At 32.1% G+C, this 20,900-nt stretch carries 20 protein-coding genes; all 20 read left to right on the top strand.

What is annotated here, in order from left to right:
• The first annotated feature begins 397 nt into the window (after positions 1–397).
• Positions 398–1,066, top strand: a complete 669-nt coding sequence (locus CLRAG_RS19215; protein WP_154105032.1) for a sugar transferase — start codon at positions 398–400, stop codon at positions 1,064–1,066.
• A gap of 19 nt (positions 1,067–1,085) precedes the next feature.
• Positions 1,086–2,168, top strand: coding sequence for a GDP-mannose 4,6-dehydratase (gene gmd / locus CLRAG_RS19220; RefSeq protein WP_065079913.1), 1,083 nt, complete (start codon positions 1,086–1,088; stop codon positions 2,166–2,168).
• A 21-nt stretch (positions 2,169–2,189) separates the two neighbouring features.
• Positions 2,190–3,125: a GDP-L-fucose synthase gene (fcl, locus tag CLRAG_RS19225; RefSeq protein ID WP_065079874.1), complete on the top strand. Its 936-nt coding sequence runs from the start codon at positions 2,190–2,192 to the stop codon at positions 3,123–3,125.
• A 42-nt stretch (positions 3,126–3,167) separates the two neighbouring features.
• The gene (locus CLRAG_RS19230) at positions 3,168–4,007 is read left to right on the top strand and encodes a WecB/TagA/CpsF family glycosyltransferase (RefSeq protein WP_242872183.1); all 840 of its coding nucleotides are present in this window, start codon (positions 3,168–3,170) and stop codon (positions 4,005–4,007) included.
• A gap of 492 nt (positions 4,008–4,499) precedes the next feature.
• On the top strand, positions 4,500–4,667 hold the full coding sequence (locus CLRAG_RS20740; RefSeq protein ID WP_154105033.1) for an LbetaH domain-containing protein: 168 nt from the start codon (positions 4,500–4,502) through the stop codon (positions 4,665–4,667).
• A gap of 61 nt (positions 4,668–4,728) precedes the next feature.
• Positions 4,729–5,403, top strand: coding sequence for an acyltransferase (locus CLRAG_RS19235; protein WP_065079875.1), 675 nt, complete (start codon positions 4,729–4,731; stop codon positions 5,401–5,403).
• Between the two features lie 205 nt (positions 5,404–5,608).
• On the top strand, positions 5,609–6,682 hold the full coding sequence (locus tag CLRAG_RS19240) for a glycosyltransferase (protein ID WP_167351592.1): 1,074 nt from the start codon (positions 5,609–5,611) through the stop codon (positions 6,680–6,682).
• Positions 6,679–7,602, top strand: coding sequence for an ATP-grasp fold amidoligase family protein (locus CLRAG_RS19245; protein WP_065079877.1), 924 nt, complete (start codon positions 6,679–6,681; stop codon positions 7,600–7,602). Before CLRAG_RS19240 ends, CLRAG_RS19245 begins: the two co-directional genes overlap by 4 nt.
• The gene (locus tag CLRAG_RS21270; RefSeq protein ID WP_275507592.1) at positions 7,599–7,724 is read left to right on the top strand and encodes a hypothetical protein; all 126 of its coding nucleotides are present in this window, start codon (positions 7,599–7,601) and stop codon (positions 7,722–7,724) included. Before CLRAG_RS19245 ends, CLRAG_RS21270 begins: the two co-directional genes overlap by 4 nt.
• A 2-nt stretch (positions 7,725–7,726) precedes the next feature.
• Complete coding sequence (locus CLRAG_RS19250) at positions 7,727–7,918, top strand: hypothetical protein (protein ID WP_065079878.1); 192 nt, start codon at positions 7,727–7,729, stop codon at positions 7,916–7,918.
• 1,186 nt (positions 7,919–9,104) lie between these two features.
• On the top strand, positions 9,105–10,229 hold the full coding sequence (locus CLRAG_RS19255) for a glycosyltransferase family 4 protein (protein WP_065079879.1): 1,125 nt from the start codon (positions 9,105–9,107) through the stop codon (positions 10,227–10,229).
• The gene (locus tag CLRAG_RS19260) at positions 10,226–11,056 is read left to right on the top strand and encodes a glycosyltransferase family 2 protein (RefSeq protein WP_083985806.1); all 831 of its coding nucleotides are present in this window, start codon (positions 10,226–10,228) and stop codon (positions 11,054–11,056) included. The genes CLRAG_RS19255 and CLRAG_RS19260 overlap by 4 nt, the downstream gene beginning before the upstream one ends.
• Before the next feature lie 170 nt (positions 11,057–11,226).
• Entirely contained in the window at positions 11,227–12,387 is a 1,161-nt protein-coding gene (locus CLRAG_RS19265) for an O-antigen ligase family protein (RefSeq protein WP_167351593.1), read from the top strand.
• Positions 12,388–12,416: 29 nt separating this feature from the next.
• On the top strand, positions 12,417–13,385 hold the full coding sequence (locus CLRAG_RS19270) for a hypothetical protein (RefSeq protein WP_065079881.1): 969 nt from the start codon (positions 12,417–12,419) through the stop codon (positions 13,383–13,385).
• Between the two features lie 9 nt (positions 13,386–13,394).
• Positions 13,395–14,246, top strand: coding sequence for an alpha-1,2-fucosyltransferase (locus CLRAG_RS19275; protein WP_065079882.1), 852 nt, complete (start codon positions 13,395–13,397; stop codon positions 14,244–14,246).
• A gap of 9 nt (positions 14,247–14,255) precedes the next feature.
• The gene (locus tag CLRAG_RS19280; RefSeq protein ID WP_065079883.1) at positions 14,256–15,620 is read left to right on the top strand and encodes a flippase; all 1,365 of its coding nucleotides are present in this window, start codon (positions 14,256–14,258) and stop codon (positions 15,618–15,620) included.
• A 491-nt stretch (positions 15,621–16,111) separates the two neighbouring features.
• A complete protein-coding gene (locus CLRAG_RS19285; protein ID WP_065079884.1) occupies positions 16,112–17,476 on the top strand; it encodes a UDP-glucose dehydrogenase family protein in 1,365 nt (454 codons plus the stop codon).
• Positions 17,477–17,496: 20 nt separating this feature from the next.
• Positions 17,497–18,591, top strand: coding sequence for an IS630 family transposase (locus tag CLRAG_RS19290; RefSeq protein ID WP_083985807.1), 1,095 nt, complete (start codon positions 17,497–17,499; stop codon positions 18,589–18,591).
• Between the two features lie 93 nt (positions 18,592–18,684).
• A complete protein-coding gene (locus CLRAG_RS19295) occupies positions 18,685–19,710 on the top strand; it encodes a GDP-mannose 4,6-dehydratase (protein ID WP_065079885.1) in 1,026 nt (341 codons plus the stop codon).
• A gap of 92 nt (positions 19,711–19,802) precedes the next feature.
• The gene (locus CLRAG_RS19300; protein WP_065079886.1) at positions 19,803–20,870 is read left to right on the top strand and encodes an acyltransferase family protein; all 1,068 of its coding nucleotides are present in this window, start codon (positions 19,803–19,805) and stop codon (positions 20,868–20,870) included.
• Positions 20,871–20,900 lie beyond the last annotated feature (30 nt).

The raw sequence follows: 20,900 nt of genomic DNA on the forward strand, positions 1-20,900 counted from the left end.
TTTTGCAAATAAGTTATATTTAAAGGTTGTCTATATTTAAGTAGGGTATTATAATTAAATGTAAAGGCGTTATATTAATCTAATTAGTGAAAAGAATGGATAAGTTGGTTAAAGCTTATGACCATTAAAACGAAATTTAATAGTTTACAAAGGAAAATATCAATGTAGAATTAATAGGCCTCAGATCAGATGAGGAATTTTATGAGAGGTTTAACGGAAGTGAGTTTCTCATAAGACGTTTGATGCTGGGTTTATTTTTGCAATGATTAAAATTGATGAGGTTAATATAATATATAAAATTAGTTCTAGATTTGAAGAAAGTTGCATATAAATATAAAGATTTTGTTTAAAAAAAGTGTTATGAGAGTTTGATTATTGTATAAGTAGGGGGGATTATATGACAGAACTGCAAAGTAGACCTATGGAAGTAACAGTAGAAAATATGGAAAAGTATGAAAAAAGTACTGCTTATTATTTTGTTAAAAGAAGTATGGATTTAATTTTATCTTTCATAGGTATCATTGCTTTTTCTCCTATGATGTTGATGGTGGCTATTGCAATCAAGCTGGATTCAAGGGGACCTGTTATATTTTCTCAAATGAGAGTGGGTATGAATGGAAAACCTTTTAAAATGTATAAATTTCGCTCCATGGTAGATGATGCAGAGGAACTTTTGGTCAATCTTAGAAGTAAAAATGAAATGACAGGACCTATGTTTAAGATAAAAAAAGATCCAAGAATTACAAGGGTAGGTAAGTTTATAAGAAGAACCAGCATTGATGAACTTCCTCAATTGTTCAATGTAATTAAAGGGGATATGTCACTTGTTGGTCCAAGACCTAACCTTCCACATGAGGTGATAAAGTTTACTGAGTATCAGAAGACTAAGCTTATTGTAAAACCAGGTCTTACGTGCTACTGGCAGGTAATGGGAAGAAGCAGCATTGATTTTGATGATTGGATGAGATTGGATTTAGAGTATATAAGGGATAGAAGTACAATGCTGGATATAAAGCTTATATTTAAAACTTTAGGTGTATTCTTTGGAGATGAAAATGCAGAATAGAGAAAGTGGAGGCAATAAAATGAAAAAGGCTTTAATTACAGGTATAACAGGACAGGATGGTTCCTACCTGACAGAATTTTTACTAAAAAAAGGTTATGAGGTGCATGGCATTATTAGAAGGGCCAGTACTTTTAATACTAAAAGGATAGATCACCTCTTTGAAGATCCTAAGATAGGAAATAAAACCTTATTTCTTCACTATGGAGACTTAACAGATTCCAGTAATTTAAATAGAATAATTGAAAAAATTAAACCAGATGAAATATATAATCTTGGGGCTCAAAGTCATGTTAAGGTATCTTTTGAAGTACCAGAATATACTGCTGAAACGGATGGATTAGGTACACTTCGAATACTAGATGCCATAAAAGAAAGTGGAGTTAAATGTAGGTACTATCAAGCATCAACTTCAGAGCTTTTTGGGGGACTTCCCGGTACAGCTCCGCAAAGTGAAAAAACTCCTTTTTATCCAAAGAGCCCTTATGGTGCTGCTAAACTGTATTCCTATTGGATAGCAGTAAATTATAGAGAATCTTATGGGATTTTTGCATGCAATGGAATACTATTCAATCATGAATCTCCAAGAAGAGGAAAGACTTTTGTTACAAGAAAAGTTACAAGGGCAGTTGCAAATATTGTATCAGGAAACCAGGAAAAGGTGTCCTTAGGCAATTTAGATGCTAAAAGAGATTGGGGTTTTGCAGGAGATTATGTGGAAGCTATGTGGCTTATATTACAACAGGATAGACCACAGGATTTTGTTATAGCTACGAATGAGACTCATACAGTAAGAGAATTTGTAGAATTATCATTTAAAGAAGTAGGTATAGAAATTGAATGGAAGGGAACAGGGGTAGAGGAAAAAGGCTATGACAGGGCGTCAGGAAAGCTTTTAGTAGATGTAAATCCAATGTATTTCAGACCATCAGAAGTAGAACTTTTGTGGGGAAACTGCTCTAAGGCTGAAAAAGAACTAGGATGGAAAAGAAAAGTAAGCTTTAAAAATCTAGTTAAGATGATGGTAGATGCAGATATGAAAGAGATTACAGGAATGGGCACAGAAGAATTTGCAATGAAAGCAGAAGCTGCAGCTACCAAATAAAATTTACAAGGACGTGGGTGTATGAATAAAGACAGTAAGATTTATGTGGCAGGGCATAGAGGATTGGTTGGTTCTGCTATAGTGAGAAACTTAAAGAGCAAAGGGTATACTAATATAATAGGAAGAACTCATTCTGAACTTGATTTAACTGATCAGCAGGCAGTAAGAAAGTTCTTTGAAGAAGAAAAGCCGGAGTATGTTTTCCTTGCAGCTGCACATGTTGGTGGAATAAATGCTAATAATAAAACACCAGCAGATTTTATATATATTAACATGGAAATACAAAATAATGTTATAAAGGCAGCCCATGATTTTAAGGTAAAAAAGCTTCTTTTTTTAGGAAGTTCATGTATATATCCTAAAATGTGTCCCCAGCCTATAAAGGAAGAATATTTACTTTCAGGATATTTAGAGCCTACAAATGAAGGATATGCACTAGCAAAAATATCAGGTCTTAAAATGTGTCAGTTCTTTAAAAGGCAGTATGGAGATAACTTCATAAGTTGTATGCCAACTAACCTTTATGGATCAAATGACAATTATGACTTAGAGACTTCTCATGTTATGCCGGCTCTTATAAGAAAATTTCATGAAGCTAAAATTAATAATAAATCGGAAGTAGAAATATGGGGAACAGGTAAACCTCTAAGGGAATTTCTTTATGTAGATGATATGGCTGATGGATGTGTGTTCCTTATGGAAAATTATGATGGGGAACAGCATGTGAATATTGGCACAGGCAAAGAGGTTACTATTGGTGAATTAGCACAAATGATAAAGGAAGTTGTAGGGTTCAAAGGAGAGTTGAAATTTAATACTAGTAAGCCTGATGGAACACCAAGAAAGTTATTAGATGTGTCCAAACTAGAAGGGTTGGGATGGAAGTATAAGATGGAACTGAAAGAGGGAATTAGTACGTCTTATGAATGGTATTTGAAAAATAATAGCTTAAATTAAAACAATAATTTCCACTTGAACTATTATTAGGAGTGATTATGAGTGCCTAAAGTAATTAATCCACAGGAAAAAGTTCCTGATTCGCAATCTATTAAGGCAACAGGGGATATATGTTATAGTGACTATATTAGAAACATAGATAAGTCAAAGGTTCCTACGTGTAACATCCTTGGTGTAAATATAGCTGCTGTTGATATGGACTGGGTGATTAAGTATATAAAAAAATATATAAAGGATTTATCAGGTGATTACATATGTGTATCGAATGTCCATACTACGGTAACAAGTTATGAAAATCCTGAGTACTGTGCCATTCAGAATTGTGGTATCATGGCTTTGCCTGATGGTGGTCCTTTATCTACATTAGGGAGAAAACGTGGATATCAAAATATGGATCGTGTTGCTGGTCCTAGTTTAATGGGTGAGATTTTTAAGATTTCTGTAGAAAATGGATATCGCCATTACTTTTATGGATCAACAAAAGAAACGTTGGGAAGGTTGTGCAACAAACTTCAAAAGGATTACTCGAGTATACAAATTGTTGGTATGCATAGTCCTCCATTTCATCCAATCACACAAGCGGAGGATGAGGAGATTATTAAAGAAATTAATGATATAAACCCGGATTTCGTATGGATAGGACTTGGTGCTCCCAAACAGGAAAAATGGATGGCAATGCATAAGGGTAAGGTTAAAGGATTAATGGTTGGTGTAGGGGCTGGTTTCGACTATTATGCTGGCAATATTAAGAGAGCTCCACAATGGATGCAGAAAATCAATCTTGAGTGGGTCTACAGGCTTCTACAGGATCCGAGGAGACTGTTCAAGCGCTACCTTTATACCAATACGAAGTTTTTGTGGTTAGTTGCTAGAGGGAAGTGAGTATGAAGAAAGAGCTCAAATTAGCCTTATATACAGTTTTAGGACTTTCTAAAACAATATTTTTAATCTCTATTACTTAGGTTTAAACGGTCTGAAAATGTCTATATTGTTATTCCATAAAGTTTTGCTAAATAAACTTAGAGGGGGTATTATGTTTTATTGCCATATTAAGTTCTGAATGGTGAAACTAGGATTCCAAACTACCGAAATCTTTGATAATTCTAAATTGGCGATGACTTGGGTTAACGGAGGTAGCAGTACTTTTAAAGGAAAGGTTAGTATTCAAAATGGAAGTGCAATTGATAATTACGGTAAATTGTAATTTGGAAAGAGATACCGAGTTTCAGGTTTTACTACCATTATTTGCTACACCGAAGCTTTGTTTGGTAATGATGTACTAATTGGCTAGCGACGTCAGTTTTCTGATGGAGATGCACACAAAATTTATGATAAGAATAGTAAAAAGTATTTAAACACCAGCAACCGATTTGTGTGGGTGATAGAGTATGGTTTGGAGCATTTTCAAAGGTATATAAAGTCGTTACTATCGCATCTGATACGGTAGTTGTTGCCAATAGTATTGTTACTAAGAACTTTGTAAATGGAAAATGCATAATTGGTGGTTCGCATTGCAGGATGCTAAAGGAAAACACTGTTTAGGAAATATAGTAAGCCCAATGCGGTATAGTGAAAAAATTTTAAGGATCTGAGGGAAAATAGGATGAATAAACTCAAACGTTTTATTCGAGATAACAGAATGCTATTGTTTGTTCTTGCGGCAATCTATCGTTTCTTTGGCGTTAATCGTATTAAAGGTAAAAGAACCCTTAAAGTTTCGTGGAAGGGTGTATTTGCCTACCATATGAATGTAGTTAACTGTGGGCATAGAAATAAATTGGAAATTGAAGAAGGGTGTAGGCTGAAAAATACAACAATAAGATTCTATGGAAATAATAACTTCGTTAAAATTGAAAATGATTGTGTAGCCAATGAATTAGAAGTTTATGTACAGGATGACTCGAACACTGTTTCTATCGGGCACAATACGCATTTTACTGGCAAGGCACATTTGGCTTGCATTGAAGGATGTGAACTTTCAATCGGTTCTCGGTGCTTGTTATCAAGTGAGGTTACTTTTAGAACTGGTGATAGTCACTCCATCCTTGATAAAGAAGGAAAACGCATCAATTATTCATCTAGTATTTCGGTTGGTGATCATGTTTGGATTGGTAATAAGGTGATTGTTCTAAAAGGTACAAAAATTAGCGATGAGACCATTGTCGGTACCGGTAGCATTGTGACCGGAAAAGAGTTTGAAGGTAATAGTGTAATTGTTGGTACGCCGGCAAAAATTATTAAACACGATGTCAGTTGGCATCATGAAAATCTGAAATAATTATTAGGTAAATAGGTTGTTATTAAGCAATAAATAGTTTGAGCAGTACTTAAAAATAGCTTAAGTAAAACAATAAACGGAGAATGTAAATATGGAAAAATGTCATAGAAATCTAGTGTGTTTACAGGTTCATAATGATTATCTCATCCAAGGCGGTGAGACAAAAACAGCACAGCTAATCGGAGATGTGTTGGAAGAGTATGGTTTGCATATTATTCGATACTATAAATCAAACAACGAAATAGCCCAAAAGGGAAAGCTTGGTAAGTTGATAGTTGGAATAAAAGCAATTTATAACCCAGATACAGTAAAAGAAATCAATGCTATTTTAGATGCGATGCACGTTGATTTTGCCTTAGTGCATAATACATCACCAATTATAAGCAACAGTATTTATAAGATTCTTATGGAAAGAAATATACCAGTTTTAAAATATTTGCAGAATTATAATCTTATGTGTTTAAATGGCGCAATCGACCACGGTGAATGTTGTAAAAATTGTAGCGAACATCTGTGGATTGGTGTAAAGCAACGGTGTTACAAAAATAGTGTTGCATATTCTTTGATTAAATATATATCAAAAAAAGAGTTTGATAAAAAATATCGTGATAAGATAGCCGGTTTCATGCCGAATTCTGAATTTGTTCGAGATAGACACGTTCAGTATGGTTTAAATATTAATAAAATGAATGTCATGTACAACTATATAGAAGGGCATTGCGTCAATGACGAGAAGATAATTGAGAGACAAAGATATTTGTATTTTGGGCGCATATCTAAGGAAAAAGGTGTTTTTACTATAATTAAGGCCTTCCAAGATATGATAGATTTACAATTAGATATAATGGGTTCGGGAGAACTAGTTGAACAAATTACAAAATACATCAGAGAACATGGACTCAAAAATGTCAGATACATTGGTAGTAGAACAGGAAAGGAACTTGCAGAAGTTATACATGAGGCAAAAGCTGTTATAGTATCATCAGAATGGGATGAACCATTGCCAAGGACTATAATGGAATCGTATTTGCAAGGCACACCGGTTGTTGGAACTGATAGAGGTGGTATACCAGAAATGATCAATGAAGGTCAAACTGGATACATATATAAAAGCGGTGATGTGAGGTCACTGAAATGTTCTATATCTAGGATGGAGTCTTTAAGCGATGATCAGTATACCTATATGCGATTGAGTTGTCTTGAAGAGGCTAAAAATAAATATACGAAAGAAAAGTATGTCCAACGATTTATAGAATGTATTGGGAGGCATTTAAAATGAAATATAAAGAAAATATAGTGCTTCAAGTCGTTAGAAATCCATTCAAGTTTATTAAACACATAGGTGGCAAAGGGTATCTAAAGTGGATTCCAGACAAGTTGTATCTTAAATTGTGTTACAGAGCTGTGTTTGGAAAAGAACTAGATTTTGATAACCCGCAAACTTTTAATGAAAAGTTACAGTGGCTCAAGTTATATGACCATAAGCCTATATATACCATTATGGTTGACAAGTATGAGGTAAAAAAATATGTTTCAGATATTATTGGCGAAGAATACATCATTCCGACTTTAGGTGTATGGGACAAGTTTGATAATATTGACTTTAATAGTTTGCCAAATCAGTTTATACTAAAATGTACTCATGACTCGGGCGGACTTGTGATTTGTAAGGATAAGAGAAAACTAGATTTAAAGGCAACAAAAAAGAAAATAAATAGATGTCTTAAGAAGAACTTCTACTATGTAGGAAGAGAATGGGCTTATAAAGATGTAAAACCTCGTATTATTGCAGAGAAATATATGGAGCAAAGTTCAAATAATGAATTGAATGATTTTAAGTTAATGTGCTTCCATGGGAAAGTCAAATGTTCATTTGTTTGTACTAATCGCCATAGTGGAGAGGGCCTGAATGTTACATTCTACGATACTGATTGGAGAGTAATGCCATTTGAGCGCCATTATCCGAGAAGTAAAGTGGCGCTTGATAAACCAGCAAGTTATAAGGATATGGTAGCCTTTGCAGAAAAACTAAGTCAGGATATTCCGTTTGTTCGGGTTGATTTTTATGAGGTTAAGGGTAAACCTTATTTTGGAGAATTAACCTTTTATCCTGGTAATGGGTTTGAAGAATTCACTCCTTCCGAATACGATCAAAAACTTGGTGAATGGGTAAAATTGCCTGGAGGGAGTACTTGTTGAAAAATAGGTATTGTCTATTTTACATATATGGCAATAGTATGATCATTTTTGAACCAGAAATGTATGACAAGGAACTAGGTTGTATGGTACAGCCTGACCTATGGACAGTGAAAAGGGCTTGACTATGCTAAATAATCAAGAATATATTACAACAGAATTAGAAAAAATACTATATGAAATTTTACCTATAACAAGTAAAAGATTGAGAAATTTAGTTTTTATAGTTATAGGAATAATACTATCAAAATCAGTTGTAATCTTAAATATTTCTGAAAAACTAAAGGATGATTTCACAGATGTAATTGAAGAAGGGTAAGATAATAAAGAGATTTTTGATTCTAAAAATTATGAAGTTATATTACTGGGAAATAGAAACTTTAAAAGCATATAGTTATTTAAGTTTATAAATAAACTTGGATTTAAATATTGTATAAGATGCACCAATAATATGCTTATAAAAATAGAAGGAAAGAATAAATTTAAATATCTTACAGTATAGCCCATATAAAAAATGGTATAAAGAAATTTAATGGAGTTTTGTTAATATCAAAAATATAAATGTAATTTAGCAGTATGTAAAGTAGAAGAATCAGAAGATACATGGTATCTGGCAACTAATATGGATAGTAAATAACCTGTTAGAGAATATAAAAATAGATTCATAATAGAAGAAATGTTTAGAGATTTGAAATCAAATGGATCTTATATGGAAGGTACATGGACAGAAGATATTGTTTATTTTAACTCACATTCAGCATGAAATTTGTCCAACACTTGGGTAAGCAACCTATATCCAACATATTTTTTCATAATAAATGTATTATAAGAAATAAATGTAGTGTATTAATTTTTATATATAACTGTGATTATCATAAAATGTATTAATTTTAACTATGATAGAGTATTTTGCATGTTACAATAAGTATTAGATAGATAATAAGTCAAAAATTATTTCCTTGATGTTCATTATTAGGCTAAACAAGTATTAAAAAATGTTAAACTATTCATGCTGAATGTAAGTTTTAAGAATTTATATTTATGCTTAAGTATAAATATAAATGGATGATAATATTAGGTGCAGATTGTTCTAAAAATAAGAAAAGCAAAATTGTAAGAGCCACAAAAAATTAAAGAATAAAAAAGAATAAAATTGTTAGAATATACAGCTTATTTAGTAGTGGTTTAAAATGGTTTAATAGATATTATGATTCTAGTAGCAAAAAGTACAAGCTTAAGCTTGATTTTGTACTTTACGGTATATGGAAGTTAGGGGCGATTTTTTTAATTATTACCAATAATCGAAGGAAAAGCTTATGCTTTTACAGGTACATAAATTTTATATAAATGCATTTTTATAATTTTAAGGATCAGACTTTATTAATCGGTAATATTAATATTATACTTAAAAGGATTATTAATAAATTTGAATATAATTTTAGTAATTTTGGTAAATTACTGTCCGTAGGTCAGATGTTACAGCTGCTTACGGAATAAGGCATGAAATGGAGGAAGAAGCTATATTGGATATCAATAGTAAAAAGAAAGTTGTTATCATTACAGATGCACCTTCACCTTATCGAGTTGATTTTTTCTTGTATTTACAAGAAAATTATATGGATTATGAATTTACAGTGATTTTTACTAATGGGTCGACTCGTAAATGGAATGTTAATTATAAGAAATTGAACAAATATTATATCCTAAAAGCTTTAAAAATTAAATATCCGACCAAGTTTGATAGAAGATTTCTTGTTATTTCATATGGCATTAATAGAGTGTTGAATTCTGTTAAACCTGATGTTATTGTAGCTTCTGAATATAATATGACGGTGCAGACAGCATTTTTATGGAGTAGGCTTCATAAGAAAAAATTCATTAGTTGGACTGACGGAACCTTGAGGTCAGAGCAGGAGTTCAAAGGATTAAGAATATTCATCAGGAAAAAAATAATAAAGGGAGCTAATGCTTATATTGCTAGTAGCATAAATTCTAAGAAACTTCAAATGAATTATGGTGCTGAAGAAAGCAAGATTCACATAAGTTATCTAACCGTTGATATTGACTCTTATATGGTAAAGCATAAACCAAGGGGTAAGTTTCAGATTTTGTTTGTAGGTCGTTTGGTTAAAGGAAAAGGTACTTCATTGTTATTAGAGGCCCTTAAACGAGTGAATGGTGATTACAAATTACTCATAGCGGGAGACGGTCCAGAATTAGAAAATGTGAAGCAAAAAGTAAACGAACTAGATTTGAGTAGCAAAGTTGAATTCCTTGGTTTTTTGCAGCGAGAAGAACTTACTAAGCATTACGCTTCCAGCAATCTGTTTGTGCTTCCCACATTAAATGATTGCTTTGGACTGGTCATTCTTGAAGCTATGTGTGCAGGTTTGCCTGTTATTTCGACAATATACGCTGGCGGTGCTCCTGATTTAATTGATGAAGGAGTAAGTGGAATGATTGTTGATCCTCATAATACCAAACAGTTTGCAGAAGCAATCCAAAAAGTTATGGATGACCAGGATTATGCAAAAAAACTGGGTGAAAACGCTCTTAAAAAGGTTCATGATTTTCACTTTAGTCGTGTAGCTAAAGGCTATATGGGTGCCATAGATGAAGCATTAAAATGAAGGGATTTGATGGAATGAGAATATTAGTTCTTTTCACTTGCTTCAATAGAAAAGACAAGACTTTAACATGTGTTAATACTTTAATCACCAATAATAATATAGACTTGGATTTTATAGTAGTTGATGATAGTAGTTCTGATGGAACCACAGAGGCACTGGAAAAGTATCATAATATAGAAGTTATTACAGGCACCGGAAATTTGTTCTATTCTGGTGGCATGCGTGTAGCAATTGAGGCGGCAAAGAGAAGAAATCTAGCTGACTATGACTATGTGATGTTTATTAATGACGATGTTCGTTTTTATGATTTGGCAGTTAGCAAGTTGGTTGACTACTTAGCAGGAGAGCAAGCGATTCTTGTTGGTGCTACTTGCGATGATACAGGTAAATTATCCTATGGTGGTTCCATAAAAACTAGTAAATGGAGGCCTAGATATAAAAATGTTATGTCTGGAACTGAAAGAGTATATTGCGATACTTTTTGTGCGAACTGTGTGCTAATTCCTAAAGAGATATTTAGAAAACTTGATAACATCGATCCGGTTTATCATCACGCTATGGGGGATTTTGACTATGGTTGTGAAGCAAGGCGAAATGGAGTGCAGATTATTGCTTCCGATTTCTTTGTTGGTGTTTGTAATGATAATTCCAGAGATAATACGTGGAGAGATTCAAATCTTTCTATTCGAGCACGTATAAGAAAGAAAGAATCACCAAAAGGGTTACCTATAAAAGAATGGTTTTATTATTTAAAAAAAAACCATAGCATTCTTACGGCTATAATCTACAGTATAAGTGCATATGTTAAAATTTTTTTGAAAAGGTAACATTACCTTGTCTACGTAGGTGTCTGACGCAATTGTTTTATACTGATCTATCATAAATAATGCGTCTTTAATCAATTGATATTATAGAACCATATTTGATGTTTACTAAAGTGCCAAATTATAGATGCAGTCTACGTTTATATAGGTAAGATTTGAAAGGGTATGAAGAGATGAAATTACAAAAGCAAAATGTTTTTTTGTTCATTTTTTTGTTGGCGGCTGTACCGCCATATTATTTGACGAAAAGTAGTATTTTGAAATACACGTTTGATGCACTACAAATTTTAGGCGTGTTATATATGATATTTGTTTGTATATTAAAAGGAAAGATATCTCACTTTTTTATTGTGGTACTATCATTTGATTTAATACTAATTATTGTGACTTCTATTGGTGGACAAAGTGTTTTCAATTGTTTGACATTTATTATTAAGAATCTGATCTACGTACTATTAATAATGATTTATTCAAAAAGAAATGCTCAGAAATTTTTAAAAGTGAGCTATGATTACTTTACTGTAATTTGCTTAATAAATTTTATATATCTTCTTTATGGCTGCTTTGTATTAGGGAAGACATCGGATGATAGTTTATTTATAACAGAATCAAACAGTATTACGTCTCCTTTGATTTATTCAGTTGTAGTAGGTGGTTTATATAATATAATATATGGAGAAAAGCAGAAGATACTGTCGAAAAGGCTTTTTTTGCTTTTGATATGTATTACTATTACTGAGTTATTAGTTTGGTCAGCGACAGGAATGGTGGGTTGGTTTATACTTTTAGTATACATATTTTATGTTGAATTTACTGGTAGAATTAAATCTTTACCTTATTTTAAATTAAGTGTAGTGGCTGTACTACTCAATATTTCAATAGTTTTTTTTAATATTCAAGATAAACTATCTTTTTTAATAGAATGTATTTTACAAAAAAGTTTGACTTTTACAGGTCGCACATACATTTGGAAAATTAATCTTGAGCAGATAAGACAATCTTGGATAATTGGATACGGTTATGGGTATAGGGCAGTAGGATTCTTTTATGCACATAATGCAATATTGGAGTTTTTGATTGAAGGTGGTATTGTTTTATTAGTAGCATTTATTTGGGTTGTGGTTATTGTAGGCTTAAAGAATAAAAAAGATAATCAAATTTATTCAAGTGAGTTGCCTTTTTTAAAAGCATCACAATTCTTGATAATTGCTGTGTTTTCTTTTGAAATAATGATGATTACAGAGCTGCCAAGCGTTATTTACTTTTTTTCAATACTTGAATTAATGTATTGTTTACCATATTTATTAAAGAGTAATACCTTAAAAAAGGGCTAGATTTCATGAAATAGAAAGGACGTGTATTTATGCTGAATAAAATACTAGCAGTAATAATATACTATTCCAATTTAATTTTGACATCTTTTCAAAGAAAAATGATGATACGGTATGATAGACATATGGCTAGTGACTACTTCAAGAAAAGAAGGTACTATGCGGGGAAAATTACACATTTAGTAGATGAATCAAATCAATATATTGCCGAAAAAATTATTTCTGGTTTACCTTTTATGGCAGGTAGATTTGGATCAACAGAAGTCTATAACATGGAAGTATTTGACTTACAATTTACGATAAAGTACTCTAATGCATTAGATACTTTGGTAAAATATTCGGGTTTTTTTCCATATAGCATAGAATATGCTATGGAGTTCAAAGAAATAATGAAAGAAAGTTGTTCACAAGTAGATGTAATGGCATTTTGGAATATGTTCAGAGAAGCATATTACATAAAACGCTATATGAAATCCGATATTTATTTAACCCAACTTCGTTTTCTTGAACCTTGGTATAGCGAAATACCGTGGACAGTTGCATTAAAGAATAAAAAAGTGTTAGTGATACATCCTTTTTGTGAAACTATTAGGAGTCAATACAATAGACGAGAAAAATTATTTAAAAATAAAGATATGTTACCTAGCTTTGACTTAAAAACACTTAAAGCTATACAGACTTTAGCGAGGGAAAAAGATGAGAGATTCGAGACTTGGTTTGATGCTCTTGAGTATATGTACAATGAAGCTTTAAAAATAGATTTTGATATTGCATTAATTGGTTGTGGTGCGTATGGGTTCCCTTTAGCGGCAAAACTAAAAAAAGCCGGTAAACAAGCTATCCATATGGGTGGAATGTTGCAAATATTATTTGGAATAAAAGGTAGAAGATGGGATGATGATCCGATTGTATCTAAATTATATAATGAATATTGGGTTAGACCGGGAGAAAATGAGAAACCAGTTAGAGCAGAAAGCATTGAAAATGGATGTTACTGGTGAGGTGGAAAAATGGCTGTTATTATAAAGGTTTATGGGGGGTTTGGAAATCAGCTATTTTGTTATGCGTGTGGGTATGCTGTTTCAAAATTGAACCAGGTACCGTTGATTATAGATACGACACAGCAAGATAATGATCCTTCGAGAGAAGTTGAGATTGATAAACTTAATATTAGTTATCAGCAGAGGATTACATTTAAAAAGAGTAAGAATTTATTTGGACGTGTTATTTTAAATAGATTTAGATTACGTAAATATATAGGATGGAATACAATGAGTATTGTTGAAAAGAAGCCATATAGTTTTGATAAATTCGTTTTTAATATAGGAAACCGTAATGTTTATCTTACTGGTTATTGGCAGAGTTATAAGTATTTTGATGAGATACGTGACGATTTACTTGATTTGTTTTCACCGACGTATACTGTTTCTAAAGATATGTTAAATTTAAAAAAACAAGTTCTGAATTGTAATAGTGTGGCAGTGCATATTCGCCGGGGAGATTATGTTCAGATTGGGTGTGCTGTTAATATGAATTATTACGACCAAGCAATTGAGATTATATTGAAAAAGATTGAAAATCCAATATTTTATATTTTTTCGGATGACATGAATTTCGCTAAGCAGTATTTTAAAAAATTTAAAGGAATCGAATGCGTTCTTATCCAGTACGCAAGTAAAAATAAGACATTAGATGATTTTTTTCTGATGGCTTCTTGTAAAAATCAGATAATAGCAAATAGCTCTTATAGTTGGTGGGCAGCTTATTTAAATAAGAATATCGAGAAAATAATTATATGTCCACAGCTTGATTTCTGGAAAGATGATTTTTATCCGGGTAGATGGACTGAAATTGTAATGTAGAGGTGTGATATGGCGAGTAGCAGAAGCAAATTTCTTAGTAATGTAGGTTGGTTAATAGGTGGAAAAATTGCAAATATGATTTTACAATTTCTTGTATCATTAGCTACAGCTAGATATCTGGGACCATCAAATTTTGGAACAATTAATTATGTGGCAGCTTATGTATCATTCTTTTCTTCTATTGCTTCTCTTGGTCTAAGTGTAATAGTTATTAAAGAGATATCTTATGGACATTCAGATGATAACGAGATAATTTGGACGTCAATTTGTTTAAGGTTTATTACTGCAGTTCTTTCTTCCATAAGCGTAGTGGCTCTTATGTTTATTGTTTCTCACGGTGACAGGACGATTATTGTAATCGCAATATTAGAATCTCTATCAATTGTTTTTAGTGCATTTGATACAATAAACTATTGGTTTCAGGCTAAATTACTTTCTAAGTACAGTAGTATTGCGGGACTGCTAGCTTATATCGGAATGTCACTATATCGTATATATTTGCTTGTCACCAAAGCAGATATTGTATGGTTTGCCTTTGCAACTTCAACGGATATGATATTTTTGACGCTATTTTTAATGCTTTTTTACGTAAGAAAAAATGGTTTTAAACTGTGCTTCAATTTCAAATTGGGTAAGTCCCTTATAAATCAGTCATATCATTATTTAATTGCGGGTTTGATTACAATCCTATACTCACAAGTGGATAAAGTTATGCTTGGCAATATGCTGGATTCCAAATCAGTGGGGCTATACTCAGTTGGGCTTACAGTATCTACTTTATGGGGTATGCTTCCTTCTGCTTTAATTCAATCATTGGTTCCAATACTTTATGAGACAGCTGCGAAAGACAGAAACCTATTTTTAAGAAGGCTGCGTCAGTCATATTCTGTGATTTTTTGGTTGAATGCTACTTATTCAATTTTTGTGACTGTATTTGCTAAGTGGATTGTTCTTTTGTTGTATGGACAGGATTACCTTGGAGCTACAAAAGCATTAGTTATTGTTGTTTGGTATTATGGAATTTCAACAATGTCCACACTTAATCAAGTATATTTAGCAAATGATGATAAAAATAAGTACGTTAATAGATTTTGTTTAGCTGGATTAATAGTGGTTGTTGTACTTAACGCAATGATGATACCTAATTGGGGTATTGTTGGTTCTGCTGTAGCAACACTGATTACTCACATTACAATTCAGATTATTATGCCCCTCATATATAAGGACACAAGAGAAATAGGCGTTTGCATCATTGAAGGAGTAATATTTAAGAACGTTATAAACAAATCTGAGATAGAAACAATCAAGAGTGGAGTGCAAAAATATCTTAAAAGAGGTGAAAAGGACTTTGACAAGAGGAATGGAACATACTAAAATTTTTAAGCAAGCAGAAGGAATACTACACTTGATATAATAGGAGGTTTTGCTATTCTGATAGTAGTGATAGGCCACGCAATCTAAGCTAATCTCGATAATGGAGAGAAGTGAATTGATAAAGTTTATAGAAATATAATCGAAGGAATGTAAATAATTATGTACGAAATACCAGTAGCAGGAACTGGTTATGTTGAACTAGTGTTAGATGTGTGTTTTTCCTAAGTTGGTCAACATGTTATCTCTGTGTTGATATTCTAGAAAAGAAAGTTGAATTAATGAAAAGAGGTATTTCATCAATTTATGAAGCAAATTTGGAATGCTTGATGCAGAATAATTTTGTTGGAGATCAGCTTAACTACATGAAATGAGCAAGCTCGGGCATGGTGGTCACTCGTAAGAACCCCTGGGGTCTGTGAACAAATTATAAACAAAAAATTAATCGGATTGATGGAGCTTGCAGAATATATCCAAAGGAAGGTGATTACGCTATGTACAAAATAGCAGTAGCAGGAACAGGATATGTAGGCCTCGTAGCAGGTGTATGTTTTGCCGAAGTAGGCCATCAAGTTACCTGCGTGGACATTGATGAAAAGAAAGTTGAATTAATGAAAAAAGGCATTTCACCAATTTATGAAGCAGATTTAGAAGGCTTAATGCAGAAAAATTATGCAGAGGGTAGGCTTAATTACACCACTGATTACAAAACAACGTACAAAGAAGCAGATACTATTTTTATAGGTGTTGGAACTCCAGAGCAGGCAGATGGTTCAGCTAATCTTACTTATATAGCTACTGTTGCAAGGCAAATTGCTGAAACTATAGAAAGAAACTGCCTTGTGGTGGTGAAATCCACAGTGCCTGTAGGTACTAATGATAAAGTAGAGCAGTTTATTAAAGATTTTTTAGTTAATGATGTTAAAGTAGAAGTAGCATCTAATCCTGAATTCTTAGCTCAAGGAACTGCAGTGTATGATACTCTTCATGCAGCAAGGGTAATAATTGGAACTGAAAGCAAATGGGCTGAGGAGATGCTTATGAAAATATATGAACCTTTTAATCTTCCCATAGTATCTGTAAGCAGGCGTTCTGCAGAGATGATAAAGTATGCATCAAATGATTTTCTTGCACTTAAAATATCTTATATGAATGATATTGCTAATCTTTGTGAATTAGTTGGTGCTGATATTCAGGATGTTGCTAGAGGCATGAGCTATGATGAACGTATTGGCAGAAAGTTTTTAAATGCTGGTATTGGTTACGGTGGCTCATGTTTCCCAAAGGATACAAAAGCTCTCGAATATCTTGCAAAGCAAAATAGTTATGAATTAAGAACTGTAAAAGCTGCCGTTGATGTAAACAAAGATCAAAAGACTATGTTATATAAGAAAGCTTCTAGACGTCTTATTACCTTTAATGATTTAAAAGTAGCAGTTCTTGGATTGACTTTTAAACCAGGTACAGATGATTTAAGAGAAGCTCCATCGCTTGAAAATATACCTTTGTTATTGAAGCAAGGGGCAAAAATATATGCCTATGATCCAGTAGGAATAGATAACTTCAAAAAAAGATTCCCAGAAGGAAAAGGTGGACAAGGAACAATAAAATATGTTGATAGTATAGAAGAGGCTTTAAAGGGAGCAAATGTATGTTTTATCTTTACGGAGTGGAATGAAATTAAAGCTATTACACCGAAAAAATACAAGAAGTTTATGAGGACCCCTTTAGTATATGATGGAAGAAACATTTATAACATTAAAGAGATGAGAGAAGCGGGAGTAGAGTATTATTCTATAGGAAGGCCTTGTGCTAAATTTTATAAAGCTGTTTCAAAAGTTACAGTAACCAACAATTAGTTTAGTTTTAATTTATATTATTGATAGGGTTTTTAACTAATAACTTAACCTATGCAGAATATACATTACATGGGTATAAGTTAGAAGATTTAATTGAGCTGCAAAACAAAATTAAGTCATCATATACAAGAATAGCAATTCAAGCTATAGCTATGAGATATAGAGGTTTCTCCAATGATGAAATAATTAAATCTACTGGTTTAAGTAAGGTTTCAATAGTGTCACATGTTAAAAGGTGGAACCTACTTGGATTGCAATCAGTAGAAGAACATCGTGGTGGCAAAACACCTCCGAAACTATCTCTAGACATAGTTGATGATTTAATATATGTTATATTAAATAAAACTCCTAATGATTTTGAGTTTATTGGACATACTTGGACTTTAGGCCTTTTAGTTGAGTATATAAAAATGAATTATGCTATTGATGTTTGTGATGTTACCATATGGTCAATGCTTAGGGCTAATAATCTTTCATACAAAAGGGCTCAAGCAATGCCAACTAAAGCTAACAAGTATGAACAAGAAGCCTTTAAAAAAACATTAGAAGTACTAGATACTTTAGAGTCTTCATCTGATACTGTTGTATATGCATTAGATGAGACTGATATTCGTGTTGAATTGTACAACCGTTCCAGCTGGAGTCCAGTTGAGGAACCCCCCATACTTGAAAAGAATGCTTCCCACAAAGGTATTAATGTAATTGGTTCAACCTGTATATTGAACAATTTCCACTGTGTAAATGATGTTTATCCGTCAAATAAATCTATAACTTCTGAAGAAGTAAGATCACATTTGGAATATTTAATGAAAATTAATCCTGGTAAAAAAGTTGTTGTATTCCTTGATAATGCTAAGAATCATACTAGTTTCTTAATTCAAAGTTTTTACCAAAAGGTTAAGGAAAAACTGAAGCTTATTTATCTTCCACGTTATTCACCATATATGAATCCTCAGGAGAATATATGGAATTATCTTAAAGCTAGATTGTTTAAACCTTCTTCCAGAACTTGTATCGAAGAGTTAACTTTTGATGTTAGTGTTATATTTGACGAACTTAATTATAATTCTGATAAACTTAATTCGTTAGCTTATGCTAGGAACTTCCTAGTATAAGTTAGCTTTTAGATTGAAAACCATAGAACAAGTGAAGAAGCAAAAGGTTATATTATAGAAAAAATTAAAATAAATTTTTTAGGAGGCAGAAAGTTGGAGTACAAACCTTTGGATACAAGCAAGATATACCTAATTACTGGTGCGGCAGGCTTCATTGGATTTTATTTATCTAAAAAACTTTTAAATAAAGGTTGCAAAGTAATTGGTATTGATAATATAAATGATTATTATGATGTAAATCTTAAGTATGAAAGATTAGAAAAGCTTAAACCTTTTGAGAAATTTACTTTTATTAAAGGAGATATCTCGAATAAGGTTATAATAATGAAGATTTTTGAAGAGCACAAGCCCAATATTGTAGTAAATTTAGCAGCCCAAGCCGGTGTAAGGTATTCCATAGAGAATCCAGATGCGTATATAGTAAGTAATATTATGGGATTTTTTAACATACTTGAAGCTTGTAGATATAATCCAGTAGAGCATCTTGTGTATGCATCTTCAAGTTCAGTATATGGTTCTAATAAAAAAGTACCATTTGAAGAAACAGATTTTGTAGACCATCCGTTATCTTTATATGCAGCTACTAAGAAATCTAATGAACTTATGGCTTACACCTATAGCCATCTTTATAAGATACCAGCTACAGGGCTTAGATTCTTTACAGTTTATGGCCCTATGGGAAGACCGGATATGGCTTACTTTGGATTTACTGATAAATACTTTAAAGGAGAGCCTATTAAGATATTTAACAATGGTGACTTTGAACATGATTTATATAGAGATTTTACTTATGTGGATGATATAGTAGAAGGAATTCAAAGGCTTCTTAGTAATCCTACGGTAGATACAGTTCCACATAGGGTATTAAATATAGGAAACAATAAACCTGAAAAACTTATGACATTTATTTGGACTTTGGAAAAAGCATTAAGTAATGCATTGGGTAGAAAAGTAGAATTTGAGAAGATATTTGAACCTTTAAAAGCAGGAGATGTACCAGCAACTTATGCTTCAACGGATAAACTTCAGGAAGCAGTGGGATTTAAGCCTTTAACGAGTATAAAAGAAGGGCTTCAGAGGTTTGCGGATTGGTATGTTGAGTATTATAAGATGAAATAGATGTAAACTAATCGACACAAGTTTATTTATAAAAAAATATACACAGGAAATACATTATGGATTAGCAAGATATTTAATATGTGAGGTTAATAATGGAAAAGAAAAGAATTAAAGTTTTATTAATAAATAAGCAGAGAAATATTTCTGTTGATGTAATAAGAGGCTTTGGAATTATGGTTGTTGTACTTGGACATTCGATTCAAGTCAGTTTGCTATTAGGGGAAGCTAGTTTCTTATGGAACTTAATCTTAATCTTTCAAATGCCACTTTTGATGTATATAAGTGGTTATGCTGCAGGATTTTCATTTCCTTCAAAGAATCCAAAGTTGTTTATAAAAAAGAAAGTAAGTAGATTATTAATACCATATTTAGTATGGGTGATTATTCATTACTTTTTACGCCAATTTGTAATAGGTGACAAAGTATCGTTTGCAGGAATTTTTGAGGCAATTTATAGGTCTGATTTTTGGTTCTTACGCTATTTATTTATGTATTTCTGTCTTTTATGGTTAGTGGATTGCTTATTATATTATGTATTAACAAAATTTAAATACACTAATGATTCATATGAGCATATTGTCATTCTTATGCTACTTATTGGAACAATAGGAATTAATTTTATATTGGCAAAGCTACCATTAATAAAATACAGCATAAGTATTTGGTATTATAGTTGGTTTGTAATTGGGTTTATTACATTTATGTATAAAAAAGTTATATCAAAATATATTAATTTTATTGGAAACATTGTAGTAATTGTATCTATTGCAACAGTAGTTTGGAAAGATATGGGGCATGTCGCTTGGAATAAAGTAGTTGGAATATTAATTGTATTAGCAATTTGTTGGACTTTATATAGATTGACTAATTACGTATTTAAATCTAAGGACCTTAATGTTTTAAAAATGGGAATTAATGCTTTGGCATCAATTGGTAAAAATACTTTGCCTATATATGCAATACATTGGTGCTTATTCTTTTCCCCACCATTTATTTGTGGCTTTTATAGAAACATTCGATTAAGTACAGGAATATCCTATTATGTAATGACTGCAGTAATATTTGTTATGTGGCTTGTAGGTTCTTTATTAATTATAAAATTATTACAGAAATTTACAATTACACGGCGAGTATTGCTTGGGGTACAGGCTCGATTGTAGGTCTTCTAAAAAAAGAGGTAATCACTTAAG

Source organism: Clostridium ragsdalei P11, assembly GCF_001675165.1.
GTDB classification, from domain to species: Bacteria; Bacillota; Clostridia; order Clostridiales; family Clostridiaceae; genus Clostridium_B; species Clostridium_B ragsdalei.